The sequence below is a fragment of the Mammaliicoccus sp. I-M35 genome, assembly GCF_022386455.1.
Lineage (GTDB): Bacteria > Bacillota > Bacilli > Staphylococcales > Staphylococcaceae > Mammaliicoccus > Mammaliicoccus sciuri_A.
In genome coordinates, this window is the sequence record NZ_JAJNIL010000003.1 from 158,039 (window position 1) to 181,780 (window position 23,742).

The window sequence follows — 23,742 nt, forward strand, 5'->3', positions numbered from 1 at the left end:
TATAAAGGAGTTTTAATTATGCCAATTATTACAGATATTTATGCACGCGAAGTATTAGACTCTCGTGGTAATCCAACAGTAGAAGTAGAAGTATTAACTGAAAGCGGTGCTTTTGGTAGAGCTTTAGTACCATCAGGTGCTTCAACAGGTGAATATGAAGCAGTAGAATTACGTGACGGAGACAAAGATCGTTACTTAGGTAAAGGTGTTCTTAAAGCTGTAGAAAACGTTAACGAAATCATTGCACCTGAAATCATTGAAGGTGAATTCTCAGTATTAGAACAAGTTTCTATCGACAAATTAATGATCGCTTTAGACGGTACACCAAACAAAGCTAAATTAGGTGCTAATGCTATCTTAGGTGTTTCTATCGCAGTAGCTCGTGCTGCAGCTGACTTCTTAGGTCAACCATTATACAAATATCTTGGTGGATTCAACGGTGTTCAATTACCAGTACCAATGATGAACATTGTTAACGGTGGTTCTCACTCAGACGCACCAATCGCATTCCAAGAATTCATGATTTTACCAGTAGGTGCTGAATCATTCAAAGAAGCTTTACGTTGGGGAGCAGAAATCTTCCATAACTTAGCTAAAATCTTAAAATCTCGTGGTTTAGTAACTGCAGTAGGTGACGAAGGTGGTTTCGCTCCTAAATTTGAAGGTACTGAAGACGGTGTTGAAACAATTTTAGAAGCAATCAAAGCAGTTGGTTTAGAACCAGGTAAAGATGTATTCTTAGGATTCGACTGTGCAGCATCAGAATTCTACGAAAACGGCGTATATGACTATGCTAAATTCGAAGGTGAAAATGGTGCTAAACGTTCTTCTGAAGAACAAGTAGACTTCCTTGAAGAATTAGTAAACAAATACCCAATCATCACTATCGAAGACGGTATGGATGAAAATGACTGGGACGGCTGGAAACTTCTTACTGACCGTATCGGCGACCGCGTACAATTAGTAGGTGACGATTTATTCGTAACAAACACTGAAAAATTATCTGAAGGTATCGAAAAAGGTATCGGTAACTCAATCTTAATCAAAGTTAACCAAATCGGTACTTTAACAGAAACATTCGAAGCAATCGAAATGGCTCAAAAAGCTGGTTACACTGCAGTTGTATCACACCGTTCAGGTGAAACAGAAGATACTACAATCTCTGATATCGCAGTAGCAACTAACGCTGGCCAAATCAAAACAGGTTCATTATCAAGAACTGACCGTATTGCTAAATACAACCAATTATTACGTATCGAAGATGAATTATTCGAAACAGGTAAATTCGAAGGAATCAAAGCTTTCTATAACTTATCAAAATAATTGAGCATATAAATAAAAATGGTTCACATAAAGCCCAAAAGATGTCGTCACATCTTTTGGGCTTTTTATAGTTGCTATAGAAATTTTGGTGGGTAAAGTAGGGAGGTGTTTGGTGGAGAATATGGATAGAGGAAGGCTGGAGTGGTCGGAGCGGTTGGGTGATTATCGGAGTGGATTATCGGGATATGTGAGTTAAAGGTGGAGTAAACACACATCTTTTCAAAAAAAATATGATTTTTTGGGAATGAACATTTTTGATTGCTTAAAAAATTGACTAGTCATGGCTTAACTACCCAATAAAGCCAAGAGATGCCTCAAGTCGTAGCTTAACTTCCTAATAAAGCCAAGAGATGTCTCAAGTCGTAGCTTAACTTTCTAATAAAGCCAAGAGATAGCCCAAATCGTAGCTTAACTTTCTAATAAAGCCAAGAAATAGCCCAAATCGTAGCTTAACTTCCTAATAAAGCCAAGAGATGGTCCAAGTCGTAGCTTAACTTCCTAATAAAGCCAAGAGATGGTCCAAGTCATAGCTTAACTTTCTAATAAAGCCAAGAGATGGTTCAAGTCATAGCTTAACTCCTGAATAAAGCCAAGAGATGCCTCAAGTCGTAGCTTAACTCCTAAATAAAGCCAAGAGATGGCCCAAGTCGTAGCTTAACTACCTAATAAAGCCAAGAGATGGTCCAAGTCATAGCTTAACTTCTGAATAAAGCCAAGAGATAGCCCAAGTCGTAGCTTAACTTCTAAATTAAGCCAAGAGATAGCCCAAGTCGTAGCTTAACTCCTGAATAAAGCCAAGAGATGCCTCAGGTCGTAGCTTAACTTCTAACTTAAGCCAAGGGATAGCCCAAGTCGTAGCTTAACTTTTGAATAAAGCCAAGAGATCGCCTAACTCATAGCTTAACTTCTAACTTAAGCCAAGAGTTCCCCCAAATCGTATCCTCTCACCGATTAAAGCCAAGAAATCCTACTCTACACAATTAAATCCCACACTACACATTTAAACCACAAACTATATACCTCTCATCTCCTACAACTACATTACCAAACAAATTCTTTAACGCTTTAAATCAATACTATTTTATCATTTCATTCTATTTGAAAATGTTCTATAATAGAGGCAATGAATTTTATAGGAGGATCATAATGACGATTAATTTAAAAAGTGCAAAATCACCTTGGTCTAGTTTAGATGGTGTGGATCAATTATCTCTTCATCCTATTAAAGAAGCATTTAATAAAGAAGTCATGATTCCGGGTAGTAAGAGTGTAACGAATCGTGCTTTTATTTTGGCTGGTTTTAGTAAGGGTACTTCTAAATTATCTGGATACTTAAAGAGTGATGACACATACTGGTGTATGGAAACAATTAAAAAACTAGGTGCGACTGTTGAAGCTGTAGGTGATGAACTTCATATTACAGGTATTAATCGTTCAGAGTTACCTGAGAAACAACAAGTATTTATTGGTTCTGCTGGTACGACTGCTCGATTCTTACCAGGTATTTTAGGAACTCAAGAGAAAAGTGAAATCACTATTACTTCAACTGAACAACTTGCTGGTAGACCTCACAAGACTTTACATGATGCATTAAAACAATTAGGTGTTCAATTAACGTATCTTGAAAAAGAAGGTCAGTTACCAGTAACTATAAAAGGTGCACCGGAAACGGGTGGAAAAGTTTCAATTGCTGGTAATCAATCAAGTCAATTTATCAGTGGTTTATTAATGGCGGCACCTTTATTTAACAAACCAACTGAAATAGAACTTACGACTAAGATAGTTCAAAGCGCTTATGTGGATATTACAATTGAAATGATGAAACAATTTGGCATACATGTAGATGTATCAGATGATTATACACATATGAAAGTAGAACAAGGTGAGTATGAAGCAGCTACTTTACCATTAGAAGCTGACTTATCTACAGCATGCTATTTCATGGCATTAGCAGCACTTAATAAGTCTACGATTAAAATTAATCATTTAAATATGGAAAGTCATCAACCTGATTTAGAAGTTGTCGATATTCTTGAAAGAATGGGTGCAACTGTTGAAAAAGGTCCTGATTATGTTGTGATTTCTGGTCCTGAACAATTAAAAGGGAACTTAACAATTGATATGAATGCTTGCTCAGACCAAGCTTTAACAATTGGCAGTTTAGCTGTATTTGCTGATGGTCCAATTACAATTACAGGTGTAGAACATATACGTCATCATGAATGTAATCGTGTATCTGCATTAACAGAAAGTTTAACAAAATTAGGTATTGAAGTTACTGAACATCAAGATGGTTGGACTATTACGCCAGGTGATGTAAAGGCAGCAACTCTAGATACTTATGATGATCACCGTGTTGCAATGTCATTAAGTTTAATGGGTACTAAAGTTGATGGGATTAAATTATTAGATCCTTCATGTGTATCAAAGACTTGCCCAACATATTTTGAAATGTTAGCATCGTTAGGTATATCGGTTGAGTATCATTAATGAAAACTTGAGTGCATATTGTAAATATGCTATAATGCTACTGTTATAATAGACAGGAGGACCGAGTCCATGCATACATTTTTAATCGTCTTATTAATCATCGTTTGTATTGCATTGATTACCGTCGTATTACTTCAAGAAGGTAAGAGTACTGGTTTATCTGGTGCAATTAGTGGCGGAGCAGAACAATTATTTGGAAAACAAAAACAACGTGGAATAGATTTAATTTTACACAGAGTTACAATTATTTTAGCAATTTTATTTTTCTTATTAATGTTAGCAATTACTTACTTCAAAATGTAGTGGTCCGACTGTATTGTCGGACTTTTTTATTTATATACAAGTAAAAAAACGATACAATAGAACTAGATTATGTTAAAGGATGGTCATTCATGAGAATTCAATTACCTAAACCTTTCTTTTTTGAAGAAGGAAAAAGAGCAGTATTACTTTTACATGGATTTACAGGTAATTCATCAGATGTTAGACAATTAGGACGTTACTTACAGAAAAAAGGGTATACATCATATGCTCCGCATTATGAAGGTCATGGTAGACCACCAGAAGAGATATTGGAATCAAGTCCATATGTATGGTTTAAAGACTGTTTAGATGCATATGATTTTTTAGAAGAAAAAGGATATACTGAAATAGCAGTAGCTGGATTATCACTAGGTGGCGTATTTAGTTTAAAATTAAGTTTAAACAGAGATGTAAAAGGTATTGTAACAATGTGCTCACCTATGTATATAAAAACTGAAGGCACGATGTTTGAAGGTGTGTTAGATTATGCTAGAGAATTTAAAAAATATGAAGGCAAAACACCTGAACAAATTGAAGAAGAAATGAAACATTTTCATCCTACGAATACTTTGAAAGATTTACAAGAAACAATTCAAGGTGTGAGAGATCAAGTAGACGAAGTATTTGATCCATTGTTTGTTGTACAAGGTAGACTAGATGAAATGATTAACCCTGATTCAGCTAATATTATTTATAATGAATCATCTTCTGATGACAAAAATATTAAATGGTATGAAGAATCTGGTCATGTTATAACAATCGGACAAGAAAAAGAACAAGTATTTGAAGACGTATATCAATTCTTAGAATCATTAGATTGGTCCGAGTAAGACACACATAATATAAACGAGAAAGGAGGCCCACTATGAATCTAAGAGAAGAAGTTGAAGAAATCATCAATGATAAAGAATACAGTCCTATGACCGTAAGTGAATTTCAAGATGCAATAGGACTTAGTAATGCTGATTCATTTAAAGAATTAATTAAAGTTCTAGTTGATTTAGAACAAACGGGTCAACTAGAAAGAACAAAAACGGATAGATATAAGAAGAAAAGTAAGAAATCAGACCTTGTAAAAGGTACTTTAAGTCAACACAAAAAAGGATTTGCCTTTTTAAGACCGGAAGATGACACAATAGAAGACATCTTTATCCCACCTAATCAAATTAATAAAGCGATGGATGGCGATGAAGTATTAGTAGAAGTTGTGCCATCTCGTGGAGATCATAAAGGTAAGATTGAAGGTAGAGTTAAAGCAATTACGACACGTAATATTACGCAAGTTGTTGGTACTTATACAGAAGCGAAACATTTCGGTTTCGTATTACCTGATGATAAACGTATTACACAAGATATCTTTATTCCTAAAGGTAAAAATCTTGGTGCAATTGAAGGTCATAAAGTATTAGTAGAAATTACTGAATATGCCGATGGTACGCATAATCCTGAAGGTCATGTTAAAGCGATTCTTGGTCATAAGAATGATCCAGGTGTCGATATTTTATCTATCATATATCAACATGGTATTAATATTGAATTTCCTGACAATGTTATTCAAGAAGCTGAAAATGTACCAGATCAAATCAGTCCAGACGAAATTAAAGGTAGAAGAGATTTAAGAGATGAACTTACAATCACGATAGATGGTGCAGACGCAAAAGATTTAGATGACGCTGTCTCTGTAAAAGCTTTAGACAATGGCTTAACAGAACTTACAGTTAGTATTGCTGATGTCAGCTACTATGTAACAGAAAATAGTGAGTTAGACAAAGAAGCATATGACAGAGCAACAAGTGTATATCTTGTCGATAGAGTAATCCCTATGATTCCGCATAGATTAAGTAATGGTATTTGTTCATTAAACCCTCATGAAGATAGATTAACATTGAGTTGTAGAATGGAAATAGACCAACAAGGTGAAGTCATCAGACATGATATCTTTGAAAGTGTTATTCACTCAGATTATAGAATGACATATTCAGATGTAAATGCCATTATTGAAAATGACGATCAAGACATTCGTGAACAGTATTCAGAAATCACACCAATGCTTGATTTAGCACAACAACTATCAAAACAATTAATCGCTAAACGTAAAAGACGTGGGGAAATTGATTTTGATATTAAAGAAGCACAAGTATTGGTAGATGAAGATGGTATACCTACAGACATTAAAGTGAGAGAAAGAAATGATGCAGAACGATTAATCGAAAGCTTTATGTTATCTGCTAACGAAACGATTGCTGAACACTTTAGTAAACTCGAAGTGCCATTTATCTATCGTGTCCATGAGAATCCAAAAGCAGAAAGATTAAACCAATTCTTTGAATTTATTTCAAACTTTGGACTTGCTGTTAAAGGTTCAAGTGAAGACATACACCCTGCAACATTACAGAAAATTGTAGAAGAAGTTGCTGGACAGAAAGAAGAAATGGTTATTTCTACTTTAATGTTAAGAAGTATGCAACAAGCTAGATATAGTGAAGATAATTTAGGTCACTTTGGCTTGTCAGCAGATTACTATACACATTTCACATCTCCAATCAGAAGATATCCTGACTTGATTGTGCATAGATTAATTCGTAAATATTTAATTGAAAAATCTATGAACAGCAAACAAATTAGACATTGGGAAGAAATGTTGCCAGACATCGCTGACCATACATCTAAACGTGAGCGAAGAGCAATTGATGCTGAACGTGATACAGATGACTTGAAGAAGTCAGAGTATATGATTCAACACGTTGGAGAAGTGTTTACAGGTATTATCAGTTCAGTAGCGAACTTTGGTATGTTTGTAGAGCTAGAGAACACAATTGAAGGTATGGTGCATATCTCTAACTTAACAGATGACTATTACAACTTTGATGAGCGTAATATGGCCATTATAGGTGAGCGCCAAGCTAAAGTATTTAGAATTGGTGACAAAGTCGAAGTTAAAGTAATTAATGTTAACGTTGATGAGCGTATGATTGATTTTCAAATTGTTGGAATGCCAATAGCTGAAAAGAATAGAGAACGCTTAGCAAGAGAAAAAACAATCAAAGCAAAAAAACGTGGTACAGTTAAAGAACAAGATAAACCTAATAAGCATAAAAAAGGTAGAGCTAAAGGTAAACAAGGTGGCAATCAAGGTAAGCAAGGTAAGAAAAATAAAAAGCCTTATTACAAAGCAAAAGCTGTGAAAAACAAAGCAAGACGAAAGAAAAAATAGAAAGTAGGTGATGGATGTGCCAAAAGTTCAAAGTAAACCATTAGCACAAAATCGTAAAGCAAGCCATGATTACACAATAGAAGATACGGTTGAAGCGGGTATTGTACTTCAAGGTACTGAAATCAAATCCATTCGCCGAGGTAGTGCAAACTTAAAAGATTCATATGCGCGTGTATTTAATGGAGAAATGTATGTATATAACATGCATATCGCGCCATATGAAGAAGGTAACCGATTTAATCATGATCCATTGAGAAACCGAAAATTACTTTTAAAAAGAAAAGAAATCGATAAACTCTTTGGCATTACAAGAGAAAAAGGATATGCATTAATCCCACTTAAACTCTACATTAAAAACGGTTACTGTAAAGTTCTTTTAGGTGTAGCTAAAGGTAAACGTGACTATGATAAGCGACATGCATTAAAAGCAAAAGAAGCAAAACGTGACGTTGAAAGAGCAATGAAACAACGATATTAAGCAATTTGTATTGAAAAATCAATCAAAAATTGTTAAGATTAAATATACTTCTGTTAAAAGGAAGTATATTTCTTATTGAGGGGACGTTACGGATTCGACAGGGGTCCCCGAGCTTATGAAGCGTGTCGGAGGGTTGTCTTCGTCATCAACACAACAGTTATAATAACTGGCAAACAAGATAATTTAGCAGTAGCTGCGTAATAGCACTCTGCATCACCTAACCGCATCGCCTATGTGCCGTTAACGTGATTCAACTTAAGTAGGATACGCTCGTCACTGCCGTTTGAAGTCTGACGAGAAGAGATTAATCAAGCTAGCATTGTCTTCGGGTGTCAGTCCCCTGAGACAACGCGAAACCTTAACGACTAGACTACACACGTAGAAACATTTGTATCAGGATCTCTGGACGCGGGTTCAACTCCCGCCGTCTCCATTATATAGCCTATAACCCTTGTGGTTATGGGCTTTTTATTTTTGAGTGCACAAAAAGTGCACAAAAAGTGCACAAAAAGTGCACAGCACATAAAAATACACCCTAAATCATATTAGATTTTAGAGTGTATTAATTATAAATATTTTACTATTTCTTTTTGTGTACTAGGGTATAAATGTCCGTATCTGTTCATTACTTCGGTTGTATCAGCATGTCCTAATCGCTGGGCTATTATCATTATATTAGCACCATGATTGATTAAATGTGATGCATGACTGTGTCTTAATTCATGGATAACAATACGTGGGAATGTTTGCCCGTCTGGTAGGTTATCATCTAATATATTAAGTGCAGTCGTAAACCATCTATCAATAGTAGATTCACTGAATGACTTAAAGAACGTTCCAAATAATACATAATCATCTTTATAAACATTATTATCCTTATACCATGACTGATATTCTGTTAGATCGTCCATAACATGTTGTGGCAAATATATATCACGTATCGCTGCTTTAGTTTTAGGCGTTGTTACAGTACCATGATAATCAGTTTTATCTATATGTATGTAGTTCTCGTTAAAATTAATATCACGCCATGTAATAGCCCTTATTTCTCCTTTTCTAGCCCCAGTATAAAATAACAGTTTAAAGAAAAGTTTTTGTTGAATAGTTGGCAATACTTCCACAAACTCATTAAATTGTTCAACAGTCCAATAGTTCAATCGTTTGTTTGATTCTATCTCAAAATTACCTACAAGAGATGCTACATTTTGTTTTAGATCGTGATACTTCATAGCATGGTTAAGAATAGATACAAGAAATACATGCATCTTCTTTAAATATTCCCCAGAGTGTCCCTCTTTTAATTTCTTATTTTGAAATTTCATAATTGCTTTTGTATCAAGTTGATATACGTCTGTTTTCTTGAAGTGTGGTAGTAGATGATTATTAACGTGTGTCATTAGTGCCTTATAGCTGGACTGCTTACGTCTTGCTGAATACCAATCAGCATATTCAATTACCAATTCATCAAATGGCAACGTGTCAATATTGCCTATGCCCTCTAATTCATCTAATAGTTCATTGCACTTCTTAACTGCTTCTTTACGTTGCGAAAAGCCACTGCGCCTTATTTCTTGACGTGTATTTGTTTCATCATAGTATTTGATACGAAAGTAATAAGTACCACGTTTAGCATCTTTATATATGTTGTGTGAAATTTTTAAATCGTGATTCAATAAATATCACTCCTACTCAACATTTAAGTATTTTTTTAAGAAATCATCGAAACTATTTTTTATATCGTTGTACACATTATCTATTTCATTTTTATCATAATTATCATGATATTTAGCATCGTAATATTCATTTAATTTTAATAGTAAAACTTGCATGAAATTTATTTCATCACTTGTTGCATTTTGGAAAAACTTAATAGAATTATTTAAAAACTGTACTTCTATTAATGATAAATCTGTATTATCAATATTATTAAAAAAATTCGAGATTTTTTGAACTTTACTCCTTTTATCTTCATTCATTTTTTCTGACCAACTAAAAAATTCGGTTGCTATTTCATCTTCGGTTAAATCTCTTAGCATTTTTTCACCAGTGGTTAGATAATTCATACTAATATTAAGTTTTTCAGAAAGAAGTTCTAGTGTCTTGGTACTTATATTTTTTCTATTGTTTTCTAAATCGCTTAAATATGATTGAGAAATATTTATTTCTTTTGCAAACTGTTGTTGAGTAAAACCTTTTTCTTTTCTTATTTTTTTTATATTATCACCGATAGTCATATTTTCACCTCCTAATTATAATAACAGAAACAAAACAAAAAACACATTAAAATAAATAAAATGATTGCAATTTAAAGAATAAGTGTTATTATTACATTATATAGCTGATAGCGATATTTAATCGTTTTATTTTTTAAACTGAAATATCTCTAACGGCGTTATAAATGATGGGAGGAATTAACATGACAAAGAATTGGAATATTTATATTGCTAGAAATGAAGCAAAACAATCACAAGCATTTGTGGCAAAAAAATTAGGGATATCTCCACAGAGATTCCAATTGAAGGAATCAGGTAAAGCTGGTTTTACTATCGAAGAAGGCAAGATTTTATCAGAGTTATATGGTATGACACTTGATGAATTATTTAGTAATGAAATTAAAATTGGATCATAGGAGGACTTAAAAATGAAAACTAATCAAAGGAATCAATTATCAAAAGTATTAAAAAATATGGATAAAGTAATTAATCATAGTGAAGATATTACACTAAGCTATAACATTATTACAGAAATCGGACTAGCTGAAACACAGGTTATAGAGATTGCGATAAAACTTTTTAGAGAGAAATTATTAAACATTTTATGCGAATTAGATAGTGAGAGTGAAGAATTTAAAATATTAGATGATGTGACAATCTCTTTTAAAAACGTATTAAAAGATAAAAAAGAAATATACGAGTTTAGCGTAGTTAACGCAAACGGTGAAGTAAGGCACGAAATAGATCGCAAAAGACATTTGATAGGAATACTTGAGTGGGCATTAGATCAAATAGCTGGAAATATTGATATGGAGGCTGAATAAAATGCAATATAACTTATGGAAAATTGAAAATATCAAAAGTGACTTGAATATTTTAAAAGATAAAATCAGTGATCTAGTACAAAGTAATTTCTATATCACAGAAGATTATTTTCAAGATGAACATCTAGAAGATAAAGAAGATGTTGAAAGATTTGGGCTATCTTATCTAGAATTGAGGATTAAAACGAATCAATCTCATGAATTATTGCTCATATATCAAGAAGAAATGACTAAATTAGTTAAACGACTTGATGAAGAATTAATCAAGATTAAAGAAGGTGATTCTAATGCGTGAGATAGGTTTGATGTACTTCATATTATTAAGTGGAATGATACTCATTTATAAGGGCGTGGATTTTGTAACGGCATGTTATTTCGCAGTATTGATTACAGGCATGTTGGCTTACTTATACGTGAATATTTTGGAATTAAAAAAGCCTAATGTTGACGGCAATCAACAAAAGGCAAGAAATAATTAAAAATTTATATGTAATTTAATTTTAACACAAAGTGAGGTGGTGTTATAGTGGCAATCACAACAAAAGAAAAGATTTTAAAAGTAAATACTGAGAATGTACCAACAGAAATGGCTCACCTAGAACAGTGGGTGTTATGGCAGGCAGAACTAAATGAAAAGAATGGATACGATAAAATACCTTATCAGTTAATTGGATTAAAAGCATCATCAGTCAATCCTAGTTCATGGTCAAATTTTGAAAAGTCAGTTGAAAATCTCAATGATTATGATGGTGTGGGATTTGTACTAACTAAAGATGATGATTATATAGTTTTAGATTTGGACGATATCCACATAGACAGTGAAACTTACGAGCCATTGACGGATATCGCAAGAGAAGTAATGGACAAGACATGGTGGGAAGTATCACCATCTGGAACTGGAATACATGCTTATTTTAAAGGTACTTTACCAGATGAAGTTAAGCGTAAAAATAAAAGTGAACATTTGGAATTATACTCACATTCAAGATTCATGACATTTACAGGTGTAAATGACGGTATCACAAGAGAAATTTCAAGCGATCAATCATATATCAATACATTAGTAGAACGATATTTCAAGCGTGAAGTCATTACTAATGACACCATCATTGACGATGTAACACCTTCTAATCTTAATGATACGGAAGTTCTACAATTAATGGCTAAAAGTAAAGAAGCTGATAAGTTAAGTAAATTAATGAGTGGTGGCTGGCAAGAATTATTTGATTCACAATCGGAGGCAGATTTATCACTTTTAAATGCATTAGCTTTTTATACACAAAAGAATATAGTTCAAATGGACAGAATATTCAGAAATTCAGACTTATTACGTGAGAAGTGGGACGAGTTAAGAGGTGCTAAAACTTACGGTCAAATGAGTTTAGAAAAAGCAATAGCAGGTTGTAAAAATGTTTATGATCCAAATTATAAGAGTGCTATCGCAGATTTTGACATTATTTTGAATGAAGAATTTACAGTTAAAGATATGTTGATGAAAGCTGGTAAACAAGAACGTGAAAGATTAATAAGTGTATGGGAAGAAGAAGGTAAAAACGGACGAAAGCCAACATCAATTGGGACAAATAGATGTGCTTATATATTGGACGATTTACTTACATTTAGACTTTTTGATTTAGAAGAAAATACTAAATTAGCTATGTATCAAGAAGAAGAAGGTATTTATACACGTAACAGGACGATAATAAAAAGAGTCATTTCGTGGTTAGAGCCTAGACTAAATGAGAGAAAAGCAGAAGAAGTTATTTATCATTTAACTAACACTGCAAAAGTTACTAGACAAACAGAACAACCACACTTAATACCGGTTAATAATGGTGTGTTTAACAGAGAAACAGGCATACTTGAACCTTTTACTCCTAACTATGTATTTACTTCGAAAATATCAACAAACTATGTTCACAATGCTAAACAACCAAATATTAAAGACTGGGACTTTGATAAATGGTTAAGTGAAATAGCATGTGGTGATTCTGAAATCATCACTTTGTTATGGCAGGTTATCAATGATGCTATGAATGGCAATTACACAAGAAAGAAAGCCATATTTCTAGTTGGTGACGGCAATAACGGTAAAGGCTCATTCCAACAACTGTTATCTAATTTAATAGGGTTTAATAACATTGCAGGTTTGAAAGCTAATGAGTTTGAACAAGAATTTAAGTTAAGTGTTTTAGAAGGTAAAACTGCTGTTATTGGTGATGATGTGCCAGTAGGTATTAATATCGAGGATTCATCTAATTTTAAGAGTGTAGTAACAGGTGATTCCGTACTTGTAAATGTGAAGAATAAACAGCCATATCGAGCAGAATTTAGGTGTACAGTCATTCAATCAACTAATGGTATGCCTAGATTTAAAGACAAAACAGGAGGAACAAACAGACGACTTCTTATAGTACCTTTTAAGGCAGATTTTAACGGTTTAATTGAGAATACAGATATTAAAGAGAAATACCTAAAAGATACGCAGGTACTTGAATATGTACTATTTAAGGCTATCAATTTAGACTTTGATAAGTTTATAACACCAAAGGCATCATTAGACATGGTGGAATTATATAAACAAGATAATGATCCAGTGTATGACTTCAAGTTAAATGTATTTGATGAATGGCATATAAGAAAGATACCAAAATATATAGTATATGGTTTTTACAAAGATTTCTGTAATGATAATGGATATTATCCTTTATCTGATCGCAAATTCCATAAGCAATTTAAAGCCTATCTTGATGACAGTTGGAATACAGATGCACAAGGAAAATATGATTGGGAAGTTTTATGTGAACAAATAGGAGATTTAAATAATATGAGAACATATTTAGATTTTCCAGAAAAGAATAAAAACTATAAATCATATGAGAATGAAAAACTAAAAATTATTTAGGGTAACTGAAGTTACTGAAAGTAACTGCAAAAATTATTTCAGTTACCACATTGAAACATTGATATATAAGGGTTTTGACTATAAAAGTAACCGAGTAACTGAATTTTTATAAAGTACTTATAAAAAAGTAATACCTAAATATATAGGAGTAACAAAAGGTATAGAAGTTTGTGGATAATTTCGGTTACCAGTTACCAAAGTCATTTAAAAATATGTGGCTGTAAGGCTCAATAGGGTAACCGAAAAAATCTATTTCAGTAACTTTTAGGACTTTTTCAGTTACCAAAAGCAAAATTAGGAGGATTTAATAATGAAAAAAGTCGGAACTGATGAATACTATACTGCGTTAGCAACTATTAAGAAATTGAATGTGGTTATAACTTTTAAAGGATTAACTTTTATACACAAAAACAGAATTATAAATAGTGAGTACCATTTAAAGCAATTAATATTCGATAGGAATATTGATAAACCAACTAAGTATACAGAAGAAGTAATCAGTATTTTAAAGTTGATTGCACCTAGATTGTATATTCCGGAGTTTGATTTAACGCTGGAAGCAATAAAAGAAGCAGTAGAAAAAGCTACTTAAACAAGAGTTCATGGTGGGTGATAGAGTGTTAGATTTTAAAAATAAAATAAGTGATTATGAATTACTGAAATTTTACAATCCTTACTTTATAGAACAGAAAATAAATAGCACTAATATGTATATAGAAAGTATGTACGACTATCATTATCCACATCAAGTGGGTGATCTAATAGAGCATAGAATTTATTTTGAATCTGTTCATATTGAAACATTAGCTTTATCAATTATAGAAAAAAAGCAAAGTTTAGAAAAATATATCAAACGTTCAAAAATTAATTTAGAAGTTCTTAACATTGTTATGGAAAATTACGATGAATCTGAAAGACAAGAAATATATCAATTTTTTCAAACAGATGGTGAGTATTATCCAGAGGAAATCATTAATGGATTGAGACATAACATATTTCAAGTAGCTAAAGATAAAAGAGAAAAAAGAAATCGAGATAAGGATAATGACGTTTTAAGAGATAGGTTGAAACGAGCGAAAGTGTATAAGGAATTAAAAGGAGAGTTATAAACAGTGAATCACAAAAAGGTAGCGTTAATGATTATAAGAAGGTTGCCAGTTCATGTTGAATATACTAACGATACTTATATTAATAAGCAGATCAGGAAATACACCAAAAAGCAAGCAGATTTCAATTCAGTAAAAGAACACATTAATAGTTATAGAAGGAGGTACAAGTGTGGACTTCAATCAAAGACATTTTAGTTATTCTAGCAGAGAAGAGTTGATGGAACACTTAGACTATTTAAATAGCAAATATTACTTAACGAACATTAATATACAATCAACAACAAGTGAAGGTATTCATACCTTAAGTGTATATACAAAAGTATTAAATGAAAATAATAGGAGTGAACTAAATGGAATTAAATAAGTATGGATATAATATAGCAACGTTTAGCAGTGAGGATATTAAGGAATATGCGCAGTTTTACAAAGATAATATTGGTGCAACTCAACAACAAATAGAAGATAGTATAAAGCGATTATCTATAAATGCAGATAAGGTTATGCTAACAGATGAGATCAATCAAATGATTAAAGATGATAGTAAATATAATAAAGCAAATGGAGGAATTGAAATGAATAAGATTAATAGAGAAGGTACAACATACTTAGGTAGTATAACAAAACAATTAGTGAAGAATGAAGGAAACTTTATCGTTGGCCAAATTGCACCAGCAAAGAGAGAAGTATTAAAAGAGATTGTGGCAAATAATGAAGTACCTAATACATTACGTGAGATCATCACTATTACTGATGATGAACATCTTGAAACTATCCCGTCATTAACTTATGTGAAAGAGAAGTTAGCTTCTAATGGAATTGAACTTAGTTTAAATAATAGTAGTATTTACTTTGATAGATTGAGTGGACATATACTTACAGAAGTATCTGATACAGTAGTACATGCATCTGAACGTACATTAGATGACTTACTCAAAGATATCTTTATTAATGAATGCATCGCTTATGAATCTACATTACTATTAGACAAAGATAATACAAGTGGATTAATTGATAAAGATAACGAGCACTTGTCCCTTTACAAACAAGGCATAGAAGTTGTTGAAGATGCTACATTATATAATGGAATTATGAAAGGTATTAAAGATATTCCCCAATCATTTCGAAAGAACACATCAATTGTAATGAACCGTGATCATTATAATAGCTTAGTAATAGAGTTAGGAGAGAAAGGATTAGGAGCGTTGTCTGCTGATTTGAGAAAAGCATTTAATGTTAATAATATCGTAGTGAATGATGATACAGAAGATGTATTTGTTGGTGACTTTAAAAACGGAGTATATGCTAAGTATGAGCCTACAATGTATAACAAGCGAAAAGATGCAGTGAAAGGTGTATACCAATTTGCATTAAATTATGTATTTGATATAAAAGTTGTACCTGAATTATTGAGAATAGTAAAAGTAAAATAGTTTACAAAATGAACACCCCCCTACCAATGCGACAGTGGTGAGGTTTCCGGGTAACCGGAGATGCCCCTTACTTTGCAACGCGGGGGATTTTTCATGAAAGGGGGGGTAAAAATAGTAAAACCTTGTTTAAAATAATGAATTAACATAATATAAAAGGTAGTATTTTTGTTCAGTAAATCAAAGGAGGAAAAGCAATGATATCATTGATGGTTAATGATAGATATAATACTTTAAAGTCAGTTAATTTAGAGAATGAAGATTGTCAAAATTTATTTAGAGATATAGTGAAAAATTTCAAAGATTATGAAATTGAAAATAATAGCAAACAATTAAAAGAAATGGATAATTTTATCTATGTTAATCTTATGCCTATTAAACATAGCGCTAAAACTGCAGCATCGATTATCTCAGAAACATATTATAGCTTTGAAGTTAAAGAAGAATTATTAAATTATGTGGGAAAAAGAATATCGATGTAATTGATAGTTTATAAGTCGATTTATACAAATTATGACGAAAAAATGAGGAGACCCCTGTGAAAAATAAAATTAAAAACACTTTTGATAAATTAGTTAAAAACGTTCAACTTGAAAAAGGATTACACAAAGCAAACGATATGTATAAGAAGAAAAGTGGTAAGGACTATTCAAAGTATATTGAAAAAGGTATGGATAAATTAAAGAAATAATCCAAAATATTGTTATGGAATTATCTATATGGTACATTAGCTCTACTTAACATTTATATAGAATTTTTAAACCTTATCTAGCGGAAACTAGGTAGGGTTATTTTTTTTGTAAAAAATCAAAGAATACTATAGTTAATACCTAGTGCAACAGTATAAGGGTAAGAACGATAAAAGTGTAATTAATATCCTGTTATTTGTAAAAAGATACGTAAAAGGTGGTAAAAAAACGTTTTAAACGTTACAATGAGAGTATAATATTCAAAGGAAGAGGAAAAACTATGAAAGCTTTAAAGTTGATAGTAAAAGGTCTAGATAATTTTGAGAATAAAGCTTTAGATATTGATTTTATTACTAGTAAAAAAGTAAATTCATCTGAAATAGATGAGAATGTTAAACTACTGTTTAATAGTATTTACACTCAAAATACTTTATCATTTATAGGTATTAATGCTTCTGGCAAAACAACAACTTTAGAATTAATTGAAAACTTATTGTCAATATACATTGATAATCAAAGTATTTCGTTTAAAAGTAATTTAACAAAGAATTTTAGTAATGAATTAGAAGTAACGATTTATTTATATGATAAAAACGAAAATAATATATATATGGTTAAGTCAATAATTAAAAAGGATAATGTGGAATCTCGATTATATTTTTATGATGAAGATTTATATATACGAAAAGTTAACAAAAAAGTGACTAAAAAGAATATTTTTGATATCGAGTATTATGAACACGAACAAAATAGAGAAAAATTAGCAAATTCCTATTTAAAGAGTGAAGATTCTATTTTTTCTGCTAAATTAAACGAAATTGTAAACAAGAGAAATAAGGTTTTTGAATTAATCAATTTAACTGACATGAACTTTTTTGCTTACTATTTAAAAAGTATGAGTAACGAATCATTTATAAGATATTTAGATCCTAGTATCGAACTATTTAGAATTAAAGATGAAGCAGAATTTAATGTGAAAAATGATGTTTTACCTAAATTCGAAATTAAATTTAAAAATTCAGAGTTAATTCATACTTCAGAAATTGGAGACTTGGGGGATATTCTATCATCTGGAACGATTAAAGGCCTTAATATATTTGCTAATGTATTTAAGGTTTTAGTTGAGGGTGGTTATTTAATAATTGATGAAATTGAAAACCATTTGAATAAGAGAATAGTTTCAAGTATTTTAGAGTTTTTCTTATCAGACATTAATGTAAACGGCGCCACTTTGATATTTAGCACCCATTATATTGAGATTTTAGATGAAGTTGACAGAAGTGATAGTATTTATATTCTAAATAAAGAAGAATATATAAGTGTAAAAAAACTATCAGAACGTCTTGGAAAACACGACAGAACGGATAGGAAGAAAAGCGAAGTATTTTTAAGCGGAATAATTGATACTGTACCAGATTATACTAGTTACTTTAGAATAAAAAAAGATATTAGTAAACGTATGAAGGAAGCTCGTAATGATTATTAATACTGAAAATAATTACATTGCTCTAATATGTGAAGGGAAATCAGAAAAGTTTATTGTTGAGAAATTACTTGATAACAACTTATTAATTTTTAGTAGGGATCAACTGATTGACCAAAAAGTATTGGGTGGAGATTTTAGAAATGCCGAAAAGTTTACTAAAAAATATCTAACATTGGGTTATGATAAAAAAATCAAAATTGTATTAGTAGTTGATAAGAAAACCAAATTAAACATCAAAAAAACATATGCTCACAATATTGAAGAACAAATCTGTATTATAACTCGTCCTGAAATTGAAATGTTGATGATTATAGCAATGGATAATTTCACAGACTTTCAAAAAGTAAAAACAAATAAAAAACCATCAGTGTATATGAAGGAACTAGTGAAAGAAAATATAAAAAGTGAGGAATACATTGAAAAATTCTATAGTAAATATGATTTAGTTAGAGCTATAGAGGAATACCATAAAGTCAGACCTGGTAAAAACGAGTATTCTTTAAAGAACCTTTTAAAGTGATATAAAAAACTGAATCAAGATAAATAATACTAATGTATATGATTTTAACTAACATAAACCCACCTTAATTGGTGGGCTTTTTTTGCTATAATAGACATAGTAAGGGTACACATCTGCGGAGTGTACATGAGGTTAACTGTTGCGACGGTCGCCTCTTTTTTTATTCAGCGACCGACATTGATGTCGGTGGCAAATTACTCTATCTCCACAATACAATCCATATTCACTACAATTTTTTGCTTATAATAGTAATAGGTTTTATTATTTTAAATATTTCAATATTGTGGAAAATATATACAAAATTTGGATTACGGTTTATAATATTTTTAGTATTAACTATCTCTAGAATCAATAATGAAAGGAGAAAACGGTATGAAGAAAAGAAAAAGAAATAAAACAGGTATCTTAGTTGCAATTATTTACAGTATCATAATGTATTTTATTTTAAGCAATTATGATCAACGAATTAATTATGCTAATGGAAGTACTCATTATGTTCTATTGCCATTAGGTGTATTAATAATAATAGTTCTTTTTGACTATTTTATAAAAAAAGATATTTTTGATAGGGAAAACCATAAATAAAGGAGAGTGTAATATATGAAATATTATAAATTTCTTACTTGTTCTATAGCTGCAGCTATGTTAATTACTGCTACGGAACCATTATATGCTGAAGCAAATATAGTCCCAGATGAAAAAAGTGAACTAAACGTAAAGTCAGTTAATGGAAACACTGTAGAATTCAATAATGGTGAAAAAGCCGTGCAACTAAAAAATAAAATAATTACAAAAAATAAAGATAATGAAGTCGAATTTGAAGTATATAAAATTGATGAAAACAATGTTAAAGTAGTAAATAAAAAAACTGGAGAAACAGAAACTATTTCAAAAGATACTGAAGAACTGTCTCCTCAAAAAAATGAAGATAATATAAATGTTCAACAAACAAGTACCTCTAATTCTAACGGTATAAATTACATACAAACTAAATCATCAGGTTATAAGTTTAATTATCAAAGAAAAAATTCTACCAATTTGAGGACGAATAGAGTATCTTTAGCCGCATCAATACTAGCTTCATTTGCTGGTGTCGCTGTTAGTATCATGGTGGGTGTAGCAACTTATTACGTATCTTCTAAAGCAAAACAAGCATTCTGGATAGAGAAAGTTTATTCTAAACCGCGAGGCAAACATAGAAGATCTGTAAAAACTAATTATGTTTACTATAAATATCACAATTATACAAAACATATAAAAACTATCTCTAAAGTACGTGAATATGTAGGATAATAACAAATATATTGAGCCCCATCTATTTAGATGAGGCTTTTCTATTCTATCTCCACAATACAATCCATTTTCTTTTAGTATAAACTAATACCTGCGTTGTCGTTTTGGCTACGTATGTCATAAAGCTAGAGTACCAAATGAGTACCACAGATTATAAAGTGCTGTCATTATACAGATACCTTTATAATAGAACAATACAGTGTAAAAGATGTTGGAGTAGCAAATCACTACTTCATCACACTAGTTTGAAATTATACATATTCCCATTTTAGAAATATGTATATACAGGTATTTGACGTCACTACTAATGACTTTATTTATAAGGTAGTCGTGAATCACGACATTAGACAAAAATACACGTTACTCATTGTGATTTAGACACCTCGAAATACTTTTATGTGGGTAGTTTATACTAACTTGCCTAGAAATCGCTTTGAGTAAAGTCATGTATATACAGTATTCGGATAAATATTGTATTATTAAGATAAAAAGGTGAGAGAATGAAGGATAAAGTACAATTATTTTTTATAATAGTGTTAGGAGTTATTGGATTTATATTATTTTTTGGATTTGTTTTAAGTAATATTGATCCAGATAATAAATTAGAGGCATACACATTAGCAATATCTTTTGTTGGTATATTTGCTACATTTGGTGGTGCTTATTTAGGTGCTAAAGTATCAGGCGAAAATGCTAGTAAGTTGGCTAAAAAAGAGAGTATGATAAATGATTTGAGAAATACTCTTCAGTATAATAATAAAATATTAGATGAATTTAACAGAGAAGGATTAAGTTTTGAATTAGAAATTTATTTAAGTGACCGTAATTTTAATAACGTTTTAGAATTTAATTCATATCATATTAAATTCATGGAATTAAAATCTAATTATGATTTTTTTGTGAAAAAAAATAATTTTGAAAATCTTTTCCCATTGCTTTCTTATGAATTTAGCGAGTTAAAAGAAATGCTAAATGTCCTTGAAGATAATTTGTTTAAATGTATTAGCAATATAAATATAAAAGTACAAGAATTAGTTGATCAGCAAGGCTATAATAACTTTAGTATTTATGGATATGGATCAGGTTTGAGTATGTATCGTGATGAAAAAGAAGGCATAGTGATTGTTGAAATAAGCCATAACAATGAGATTGAAAAAGTGAAAATAGATTTAATAGAGATAGATAAGGCGATTAATAATACTGATATAGAAAATGTATATTTAGCTTTAAAAAACGCTAGAGTTTATTGGGATAACTTTAAATTTAAATCTAAGACAGATATAAGGAATTTTATTGCTGAATATTATGGTGATTATGAATAAATAAGTCTTTCGTTTATATGAGTATTAATTCTAATATGTTGCCCCAAAAATATGGTGTTTTTTCAACTTTAATATTTTACACCGAATAGAAAATACAATGTAAATATTGATATGACAATATTCTTGAAGAATTGTAAATCAATAGATAGTCGCTTTAATGAACTCCCGCCGTCTCCATATCCAACCCCATATATGACGGGGTTTTGACCTAACAAGTGTCAAAAAAGTGTCGAGAGAATAATTCTCTTACTTTTTTGACACTTGTTTTTTTATGCTCGCATTGTAGTTAAATCAATAAATTCCACAGGTAACATAACAAGTTATCGCTGATAAGTGGGGACTGGTGAAACATAAGTTGATAAACATTAAGAAGTCTGGCACAATCCTAATACAATTCAAAAAAGTGAATAGGTTATTAAGTTAATTTATACCCCTACCTAGCGAGACTAGATAGGGGTATTTTTTATGTATACTTTAAATAAAATAGATTAAAATATTTATATAAAGGACGAATATTATTTGTAATGTGAAGTGTAGTAATGAAGTGGGAAAAGTAAATCGTTTAAAACGGAAAGAAAAAGAAGCAAAGATTGCAGAAACTAAAAGCAGAACCTTCCGAAATTACTGCGTAGGAGTTGCAACCATTGCTTCAATAATAACACATTAGTTGGGATTTAATCCCTTCCATTTTATTATAAATCGAGTTGATAAAAATGACAAATTTAACCAAAATAAGAGTTAGAACATTTTTAAATTATGCAATTGACATACTTCCATTAGCTATAGCTATATATCTATTGTTTATATAAATGGATAAACGGTTCACTAAAATTTACATTATAAAAATAGTTAAAAAATAAATAGAATCAGATATAAGTGTGACAAAAGATAGAAAAAGTTACTGGTGGTGACGCAACATCTATTAGACCTATATGATGAGGCGAAAGGAAAATAGAAAATTTAAGCTTTGACTAAGCTGTTAAGTTATATGAATATGCAAAGTCCCAGCTAAAATAGGTGGGCTATTTTTCATCCGATAGTAGTTCCAAAATAATCTAGTTTATAATGTTTTTATATGTTTGAGTACACAAAACATAAAAAACACTATCTTGAATTAGATAGTGTTCATATTAATATTTAATTTTTATTGCTGGTGTTTTTTGATTTAATTTTCTTGAAGTTAGTGATATAAATCATTAATAAAAATACAACTATAAATATTGAAGCTGCAATAGAGATTAATAACAGTGTATTAGAACCAAATTCTAAAGAATAATTAATTAAAAACAGTGCTCCGATTATTAGTATACATATGATAAATAAGAAAAGCATAAAGAATATAAAGAGTGATGCACCTATTTTCTTAGAATATATATTTAATACATTACTAAAATCTAGGTTTTTAATTGTACTCTCAGAATAAACATTCATTTCTAAATCATCTAGTTTTGAATTATCAATTATAATACGTTGATCATTAGATATTTTATCAAAAGTGCATATGTATTTACCATTATGTTGTTGCAATATATATAACGTTTGATTTTGTTTATTGTAATTTTTTATATAGTAGACTGATTTTCCTTTTAAATCCATAGTTGAGATAGCAAAGTAAGCCATTGATAACAAAACTATAATAATGGAAATTAGGCTAATATAATAATACCTTTGAGTTTTATCTGCTAAAACTTTATCTAAGTCAATTTTATAATGATCAGAAAGTTCTATGGAAATTAAGAAAACAATCATTGATGTGAATATTAAATATATAAAAAAATTTAATAGCTTACCTATAGCAAAATAAAGATTTACTTCAGTGTATTTTAAAAATCGATCTCTAGAAGTTGTAATAATAATATACGTTATTCCTAAAATAAGAGAAGTTATAACTGGTATAGCATAAATTATAGACATAATTATTTTCACCTCAGAAATATTATACTATTTATGAGGTGTACTTGGATATAAAACCTATATCTATTTATTACTTATGTTGTATAAGCATGGTCTAATTTTTGATCTATTAACATTATTTTAGCGTCAAAATTGTTTGAATAATACATGTTTGTGTCTTTTAAATGTGTATGAATAATGATTCACTGAATAACTTAAAGAACATTTCAAATACTATATAATTATTCTTAAA

Annotated in this window: 25 protein-coding genes and 1 other RNA gene; 23 read left to right on the forward strand and 3 right to left on the reverse strand. The window is 30.7% G+C overall.

The features are described from left to right. Nucleotides 1-18 precede the first annotated feature (18 nt). The 7 genes from eno (at nucleotide 19) to ssrA (ending at nucleotide 8,244) form a co-directional block, all read left to right on the forward strand. Nucleotides 19-1,323, forward strand: coding sequence for a surface-displayed alpha-enolase (eno, locus tag LQ679_RS05025; RefSeq protein ID WP_025904549.1), 1,305 nt, complete (start codon nucleotides 19-21; stop codon nucleotides 1,321-1,323). A gap of 1,146 nt (nucleotides 1,324-2,469) precedes the next feature. Beyond that, entirely contained in the window at nucleotides 2,470-3,813 is a 1,344-nt protein-coding gene (aroA, locus tag LQ679_RS05030) for a 3-phosphoshikimate 1-carboxyvinyltransferase (protein WP_204170657.1), read from the forward strand. Nucleotides 3,814-3,882: 69 nt separating this feature from the next. Continuing rightward, nucleotides 3,883-4,116 (forward strand): preprotein translocase subunit SecG, encoded by a 234-nt coding sequence (gene secG / locus LQ679_RS05035; protein WP_025906376.1) that lies wholly within the window; start codon nucleotides 3,883-3,885, stop codon nucleotides 4,114-4,116. 89 nt (nucleotides 4,117-4,205) lie between these two features. Then, the gene (locus tag LQ679_RS05040) at nucleotides 4,206-4,946 is read left to right on the forward strand and encodes an alpha/beta hydrolase (protein WP_025906374.1); all 741 of its coding nucleotides are present in this window, start codon (nucleotides 4,206-4,208) and stop codon (nucleotides 4,944-4,946) included. A gap of 35 nt (nucleotides 4,947-4,981) precedes the next feature. Next, nucleotides 4,982-7,330: a ribonuclease R gene (gene rnr / locus LQ679_RS05045; RefSeq protein WP_239762212.1), complete on the forward strand. Its 2,349-nt coding sequence runs from the start codon at nucleotides 4,982-4,984 to the stop codon at nucleotides 7,328-7,330. Nucleotides 7,331-7,340: 10 nt separating this feature from the next. Then, nucleotides 7,341-7,808, forward strand: a complete 468-nt coding sequence (gene smpB, locus LQ679_RS05050) for an SsrA-binding protein SmpB (protein WP_037560253.1) — start codon at nucleotides 7,341-7,343, stop codon at nucleotides 7,806-7,808. 79 nt (nucleotides 7,809-7,887) lie between these two features. Then, nucleotides 7,888-8,244, forward strand: a transfer-messenger RNA (tmRNA) gene (ssrA, locus tag LQ679_RS05055). A gap of 130 nt (nucleotides 8,245-8,374) precedes the next feature. On the opposite strand, the gene LQ679_RS05060 is transcribed toward ssrA, so the two are convergent. Together LQ679_RS05060 and LQ679_RS05065 are read right to left on the reverse strand one after the other, a co-directional pair. Then, nucleotides 8,375-9,481 (reverse strand): tyrosine-type recombinase/integrase, encoded by a 1,107-nt coding sequence (locus LQ679_RS05060; protein ID WP_239762213.1) that lies wholly within the window; start codon nucleotides 9,479-9,481, stop codon nucleotides 8,375-8,377. A gap of 12 nt (nucleotides 9,482-9,493) precedes the next feature. Further along, on the reverse strand, nucleotides 9,494-10,042 hold the full coding sequence (locus LQ679_RS05065; RefSeq protein ID WP_239762214.1) for a helix-turn-helix domain-containing protein: 549 nt from the start codon (nucleotides 10,040-10,042) through the stop codon (nucleotides 9,494-9,496). Between the two features lie 182 nt (nucleotides 10,043-10,224). Here LQ679_RS05065 and LQ679_RS05070 point away from each other — a divergent pair, with 182 nt between their 5' ends. From LQ679_RS05070 to LQ679_RS05145, 16 genes are all read left to right on the forward strand, one after another. After that, nucleotides 10,225-10,437, forward strand: coding sequence for a helix-turn-helix transcriptional regulator (locus LQ679_RS05070; RefSeq protein ID WP_037588763.1), 213 nt, complete (start codon nucleotides 10,225-10,227; stop codon nucleotides 10,435-10,437). A 12-nt stretch (nucleotides 10,438-10,449) separates the two neighbouring features. After that, nucleotides 10,450-10,845: a TscA family type II toxin-antitoxin system antitoxin gene (locus LQ679_RS05075; protein WP_239762215.1), complete on the forward strand. Its 396-nt coding sequence runs from the start codon at nucleotides 10,450-10,452 to the stop codon at nucleotides 10,843-10,845. Nucleotide 10,846: 1 nt separating this feature from the next. Further along, entirely contained in the window at nucleotides 10,847-11,140 is a 294-nt protein-coding gene (locus LQ679_RS05080; RefSeq protein ID WP_239762216.1) for a type II toxin-antitoxin system toxin TscT, read from the forward strand. Then, entirely contained in the window at nucleotides 11,133-11,324 is a 192-nt protein-coding gene (locus LQ679_RS05085) for a hypothetical protein (protein ID WP_239762217.1), read from the forward strand. The genes LQ679_RS05080 and LQ679_RS05085 overlap by 8 nt, the downstream gene beginning before the upstream one ends. A 47-nt stretch (nucleotides 11,325-11,371) precedes the next feature. Next, entirely contained in the window at nucleotides 11,372-13,750 is a 2,379-nt protein-coding gene (locus LQ679_RS05090) for a phage/plasmid primase, P4 family (RefSeq protein WP_239762218.1), read from the forward strand. A 310-nt stretch (nucleotides 13,751-14,060) separates the two neighbouring features. Next, nucleotides 14,061-14,342 (forward strand): hypothetical protein, encoded by a 282-nt coding sequence (locus LQ679_RS05095; RefSeq protein WP_239762219.1) that lies wholly within the window; start codon nucleotides 14,061-14,063, stop codon nucleotides 14,340-14,342. 25 nt (nucleotides 14,343-14,367) lie between these two features. Next, nucleotides 14,368-14,859: a hypothetical protein gene (locus LQ679_RS05100; protein ID WP_239762220.1), complete on the forward strand. Its 492-nt coding sequence runs from the start codon at nucleotides 14,368-14,370 to the stop codon at nucleotides 14,857-14,859. Between the two features lie 169 nt (nucleotides 14,860-15,028). Continuing rightward, nucleotides 15,029-15,223: a hypothetical protein gene (locus tag LQ679_RS05105; RefSeq protein WP_239762221.1), complete on the forward strand. Its 195-nt coding sequence runs from the start codon at nucleotides 15,029-15,031 to the stop codon at nucleotides 15,221-15,223. Then, nucleotides 15,210-16,289 carry a phage capsid protein gene (locus tag LQ679_RS05110; RefSeq protein WP_239762222.1) on the forward strand — a complete coding sequence of 360 codons (1,080 nt, stop codon included), beginning with the start codon at nucleotides 15,210-15,212 and terminating at the stop codon, nucleotides 16,287-16,289. The genes LQ679_RS05105 and LQ679_RS05110 overlap by 14 nt, the downstream gene beginning before the upstream one ends. 194 nt (nucleotides 16,290-16,483) lie before the next feature. After that, complete coding sequence (locus LQ679_RS05115) at nucleotides 16,484-16,768, forward strand: hypothetical protein (protein WP_239762223.1); 285 nt, start codon at nucleotides 16,484-16,486, stop codon at nucleotides 16,766-16,768. A gap of 56 nt (nucleotides 16,769-16,824) precedes the next feature. Continuing rightward, nucleotides 16,825-16,977, forward strand: a complete 153-nt coding sequence (locus LQ679_RS05120; protein WP_239762224.1) for a hypothetical protein — start codon at nucleotides 16,825-16,827, stop codon at nucleotides 16,975-16,977. 278 nt (nucleotides 16,978-17,255) lie between these two features. After that, on the forward strand, nucleotides 17,256-18,461 hold the full coding sequence (locus LQ679_RS05125; protein ID WP_239762225.1) for an AAA family ATPase: 1,206 nt from the start codon (nucleotides 17,256-17,258) through the stop codon (nucleotides 18,459-18,461). Next, a complete protein-coding gene (locus LQ679_RS05130) occupies nucleotides 18,451-18,981 on the forward strand; it encodes a hypothetical protein (RefSeq protein WP_239762226.1) in 531 nt (176 codons plus the stop codon). The genes LQ679_RS05125 and LQ679_RS05130 overlap by 11 nt, the downstream gene beginning before the upstream one ends. Nucleotides 18,982-19,353: 372 nt before the next feature. Next, nucleotides 19,354-19,566, forward strand: coding sequence for a hypothetical protein (locus LQ679_RS05135; RefSeq protein WP_239762227.1), 213 nt, complete (start codon nucleotides 19,354-19,356; stop codon nucleotides 19,564-19,566). 15 nt (nucleotides 19,567-19,581) lie between these two features. Beyond that, nucleotides 19,582-20,274 carry a hypothetical protein gene (locus tag LQ679_RS05140; protein ID WP_239762228.1) on the forward strand — a complete coding sequence of 231 codons (693 nt, stop codon included), beginning with the start codon at nucleotides 19,582-19,584 and terminating at the stop codon, nucleotides 20,272-20,274. Nucleotides 20,275-20,774: 500 nt separating this feature from the next. After that, nucleotides 20,775-21,596 (forward strand): hypothetical protein, encoded by an 822-nt coding sequence (locus LQ679_RS05145; protein WP_239762229.1) that lies wholly within the window; start codon nucleotides 20,775-20,777, stop codon nucleotides 21,594-21,596. 1,137 nt (nucleotides 21,597-22,733) lie between these two features. Here LQ679_RS05145 and LQ679_RS05150 read toward each other — a convergent pair. Next, a complete protein-coding gene (locus LQ679_RS05150; RefSeq protein WP_239762230.1) occupies nucleotides 22,734-23,510 on the reverse strand; it encodes a hypothetical protein in 777 nt (258 codons plus the stop codon). Nucleotides 23,511-23,742 lie beyond the last annotated feature (232 nt).

Excerpts from the sequence above, each read along its gene's own strand:
- eno (WP_025904549.1), top strand. The coding sequence starts at position 19 with ATGCCAATTATTACAGATATTTATGCACGCGAAGTATTAGACTCTCGT.
- aroA (WP_204170657.1), top strand. The coding sequence starts at position 2,470 with ATGACGATTAATTTAAAAAGTGCAAAATCACCTTGGTCTAGTTTAGAT.
- secG (WP_025906376.1), top strand. The coding sequence starts at position 3,883 with ATGCATACATTTTTAATCGTCTTATTAATCATCGTTTGTATTGCATTG.
- LQ679_RS05040 (WP_025906374.1), top strand. The coding sequence starts at position 4,206 with ATGAGAATTCAATTACCTAAACCTTTCTTTTTTGAAGAAGGAAAAAGA.
- rnr (WP_239762212.1), top strand. The coding sequence starts at position 4,982 with ATGAATCTAAGAGAAGAAGTTGAAGAAATCATCAATGATAAAGAATAC.
- smpB (WP_037560253.1), top strand. The coding sequence starts at position 7,341 with ATGGATGTGCCAAAAGTTCAAAGTAAACCATTAGCACAAAATCGTAAA.
- LQ679_RS05065 (WP_239762214.1), bottom strand. The coding sequence starts at position 10,042 with ATGACTATCGGTGATAATATAAAAAAAATAAGAAAAGAAAAAGGTTTT.
- LQ679_RS05070 (WP_037588763.1), top strand. The coding sequence starts at position 10,225 with ATGACAAAGAATTGGAATATTTATATTGCTAGAAATGAAGCAAAACAA.
- LQ679_RS05075 (WP_239762215.1), top strand. The coding sequence starts at position 10,450 with ATGAAAACTAATCAAAGGAATCAATTATCAAAAGTATTAAAAAATATG.
- LQ679_RS05080 (WP_239762216.1), top strand. The coding sequence starts at position 10,847 with ATGCAATATAACTTATGGAAAATTGAAAATATCAAAAGTGACTTGAAT.
- LQ679_RS05085 (WP_239762217.1), top strand. The coding sequence starts at position 11,133 with ATGCGTGAGATAGGTTTGATGTACTTCATATTATTAAGTGGAATGATA.
- LQ679_RS05095 (WP_239762219.1), top strand. The coding sequence starts at position 14,061 with ATGAAAAAAGTCGGAACTGATGAATACTATACTGCGTTAGCAACTATT.
- LQ679_RS05110 (WP_239762222.1), top strand. The coding sequence starts at position 15,210 with ATGGAATTAAATAAGTATGGATATAATATAGCAACGTTTAGCAGTGAG.
- LQ679_RS05115 (WP_239762223.1), top strand. The coding sequence starts at position 16,484 with ATGATATCATTGATGGTTAATGATAGATATAATACTTTAAAGTCAGTT.
- LQ679_RS05125 (WP_239762225.1), top strand. The coding sequence starts at position 17,256 with ATGAAAGCTTTAAAGTTGATAGTAAAAGGTCTAGATAATTTTGAGAAT.
- LQ679_RS05130 (WP_239762226.1), top strand. The coding sequence starts at position 18,451 with ATGATTATTAATACTGAAAATAATTACATTGCTCTAATATGTGAAGGG.
- LQ679_RS05135 (WP_239762227.1), top strand. The coding sequence starts at position 19,354 with ATGAAGAAAAGAAAAAGAAATAAAACAGGTATCTTAGTTGCAATTATT.
- LQ679_RS05140 (WP_239762228.1), top strand. The coding sequence starts at position 19,582 with ATGAAATATTATAAATTTCTTACTTGTTCTATAGCTGCAGCTATGTTA.
- LQ679_RS05145 (WP_239762229.1), top strand. The coding sequence starts at position 20,775 with ATGAAGGATAAAGTACAATTATTTTTTATAATAGTGTTAGGAGTTATT.
- LQ679_RS05150 (WP_239762230.1), bottom strand. The coding sequence starts at position 23,510 with ATGTCTATAATTTATGCTATACCAGTTATAACTTCTCTTATTTTAGGA.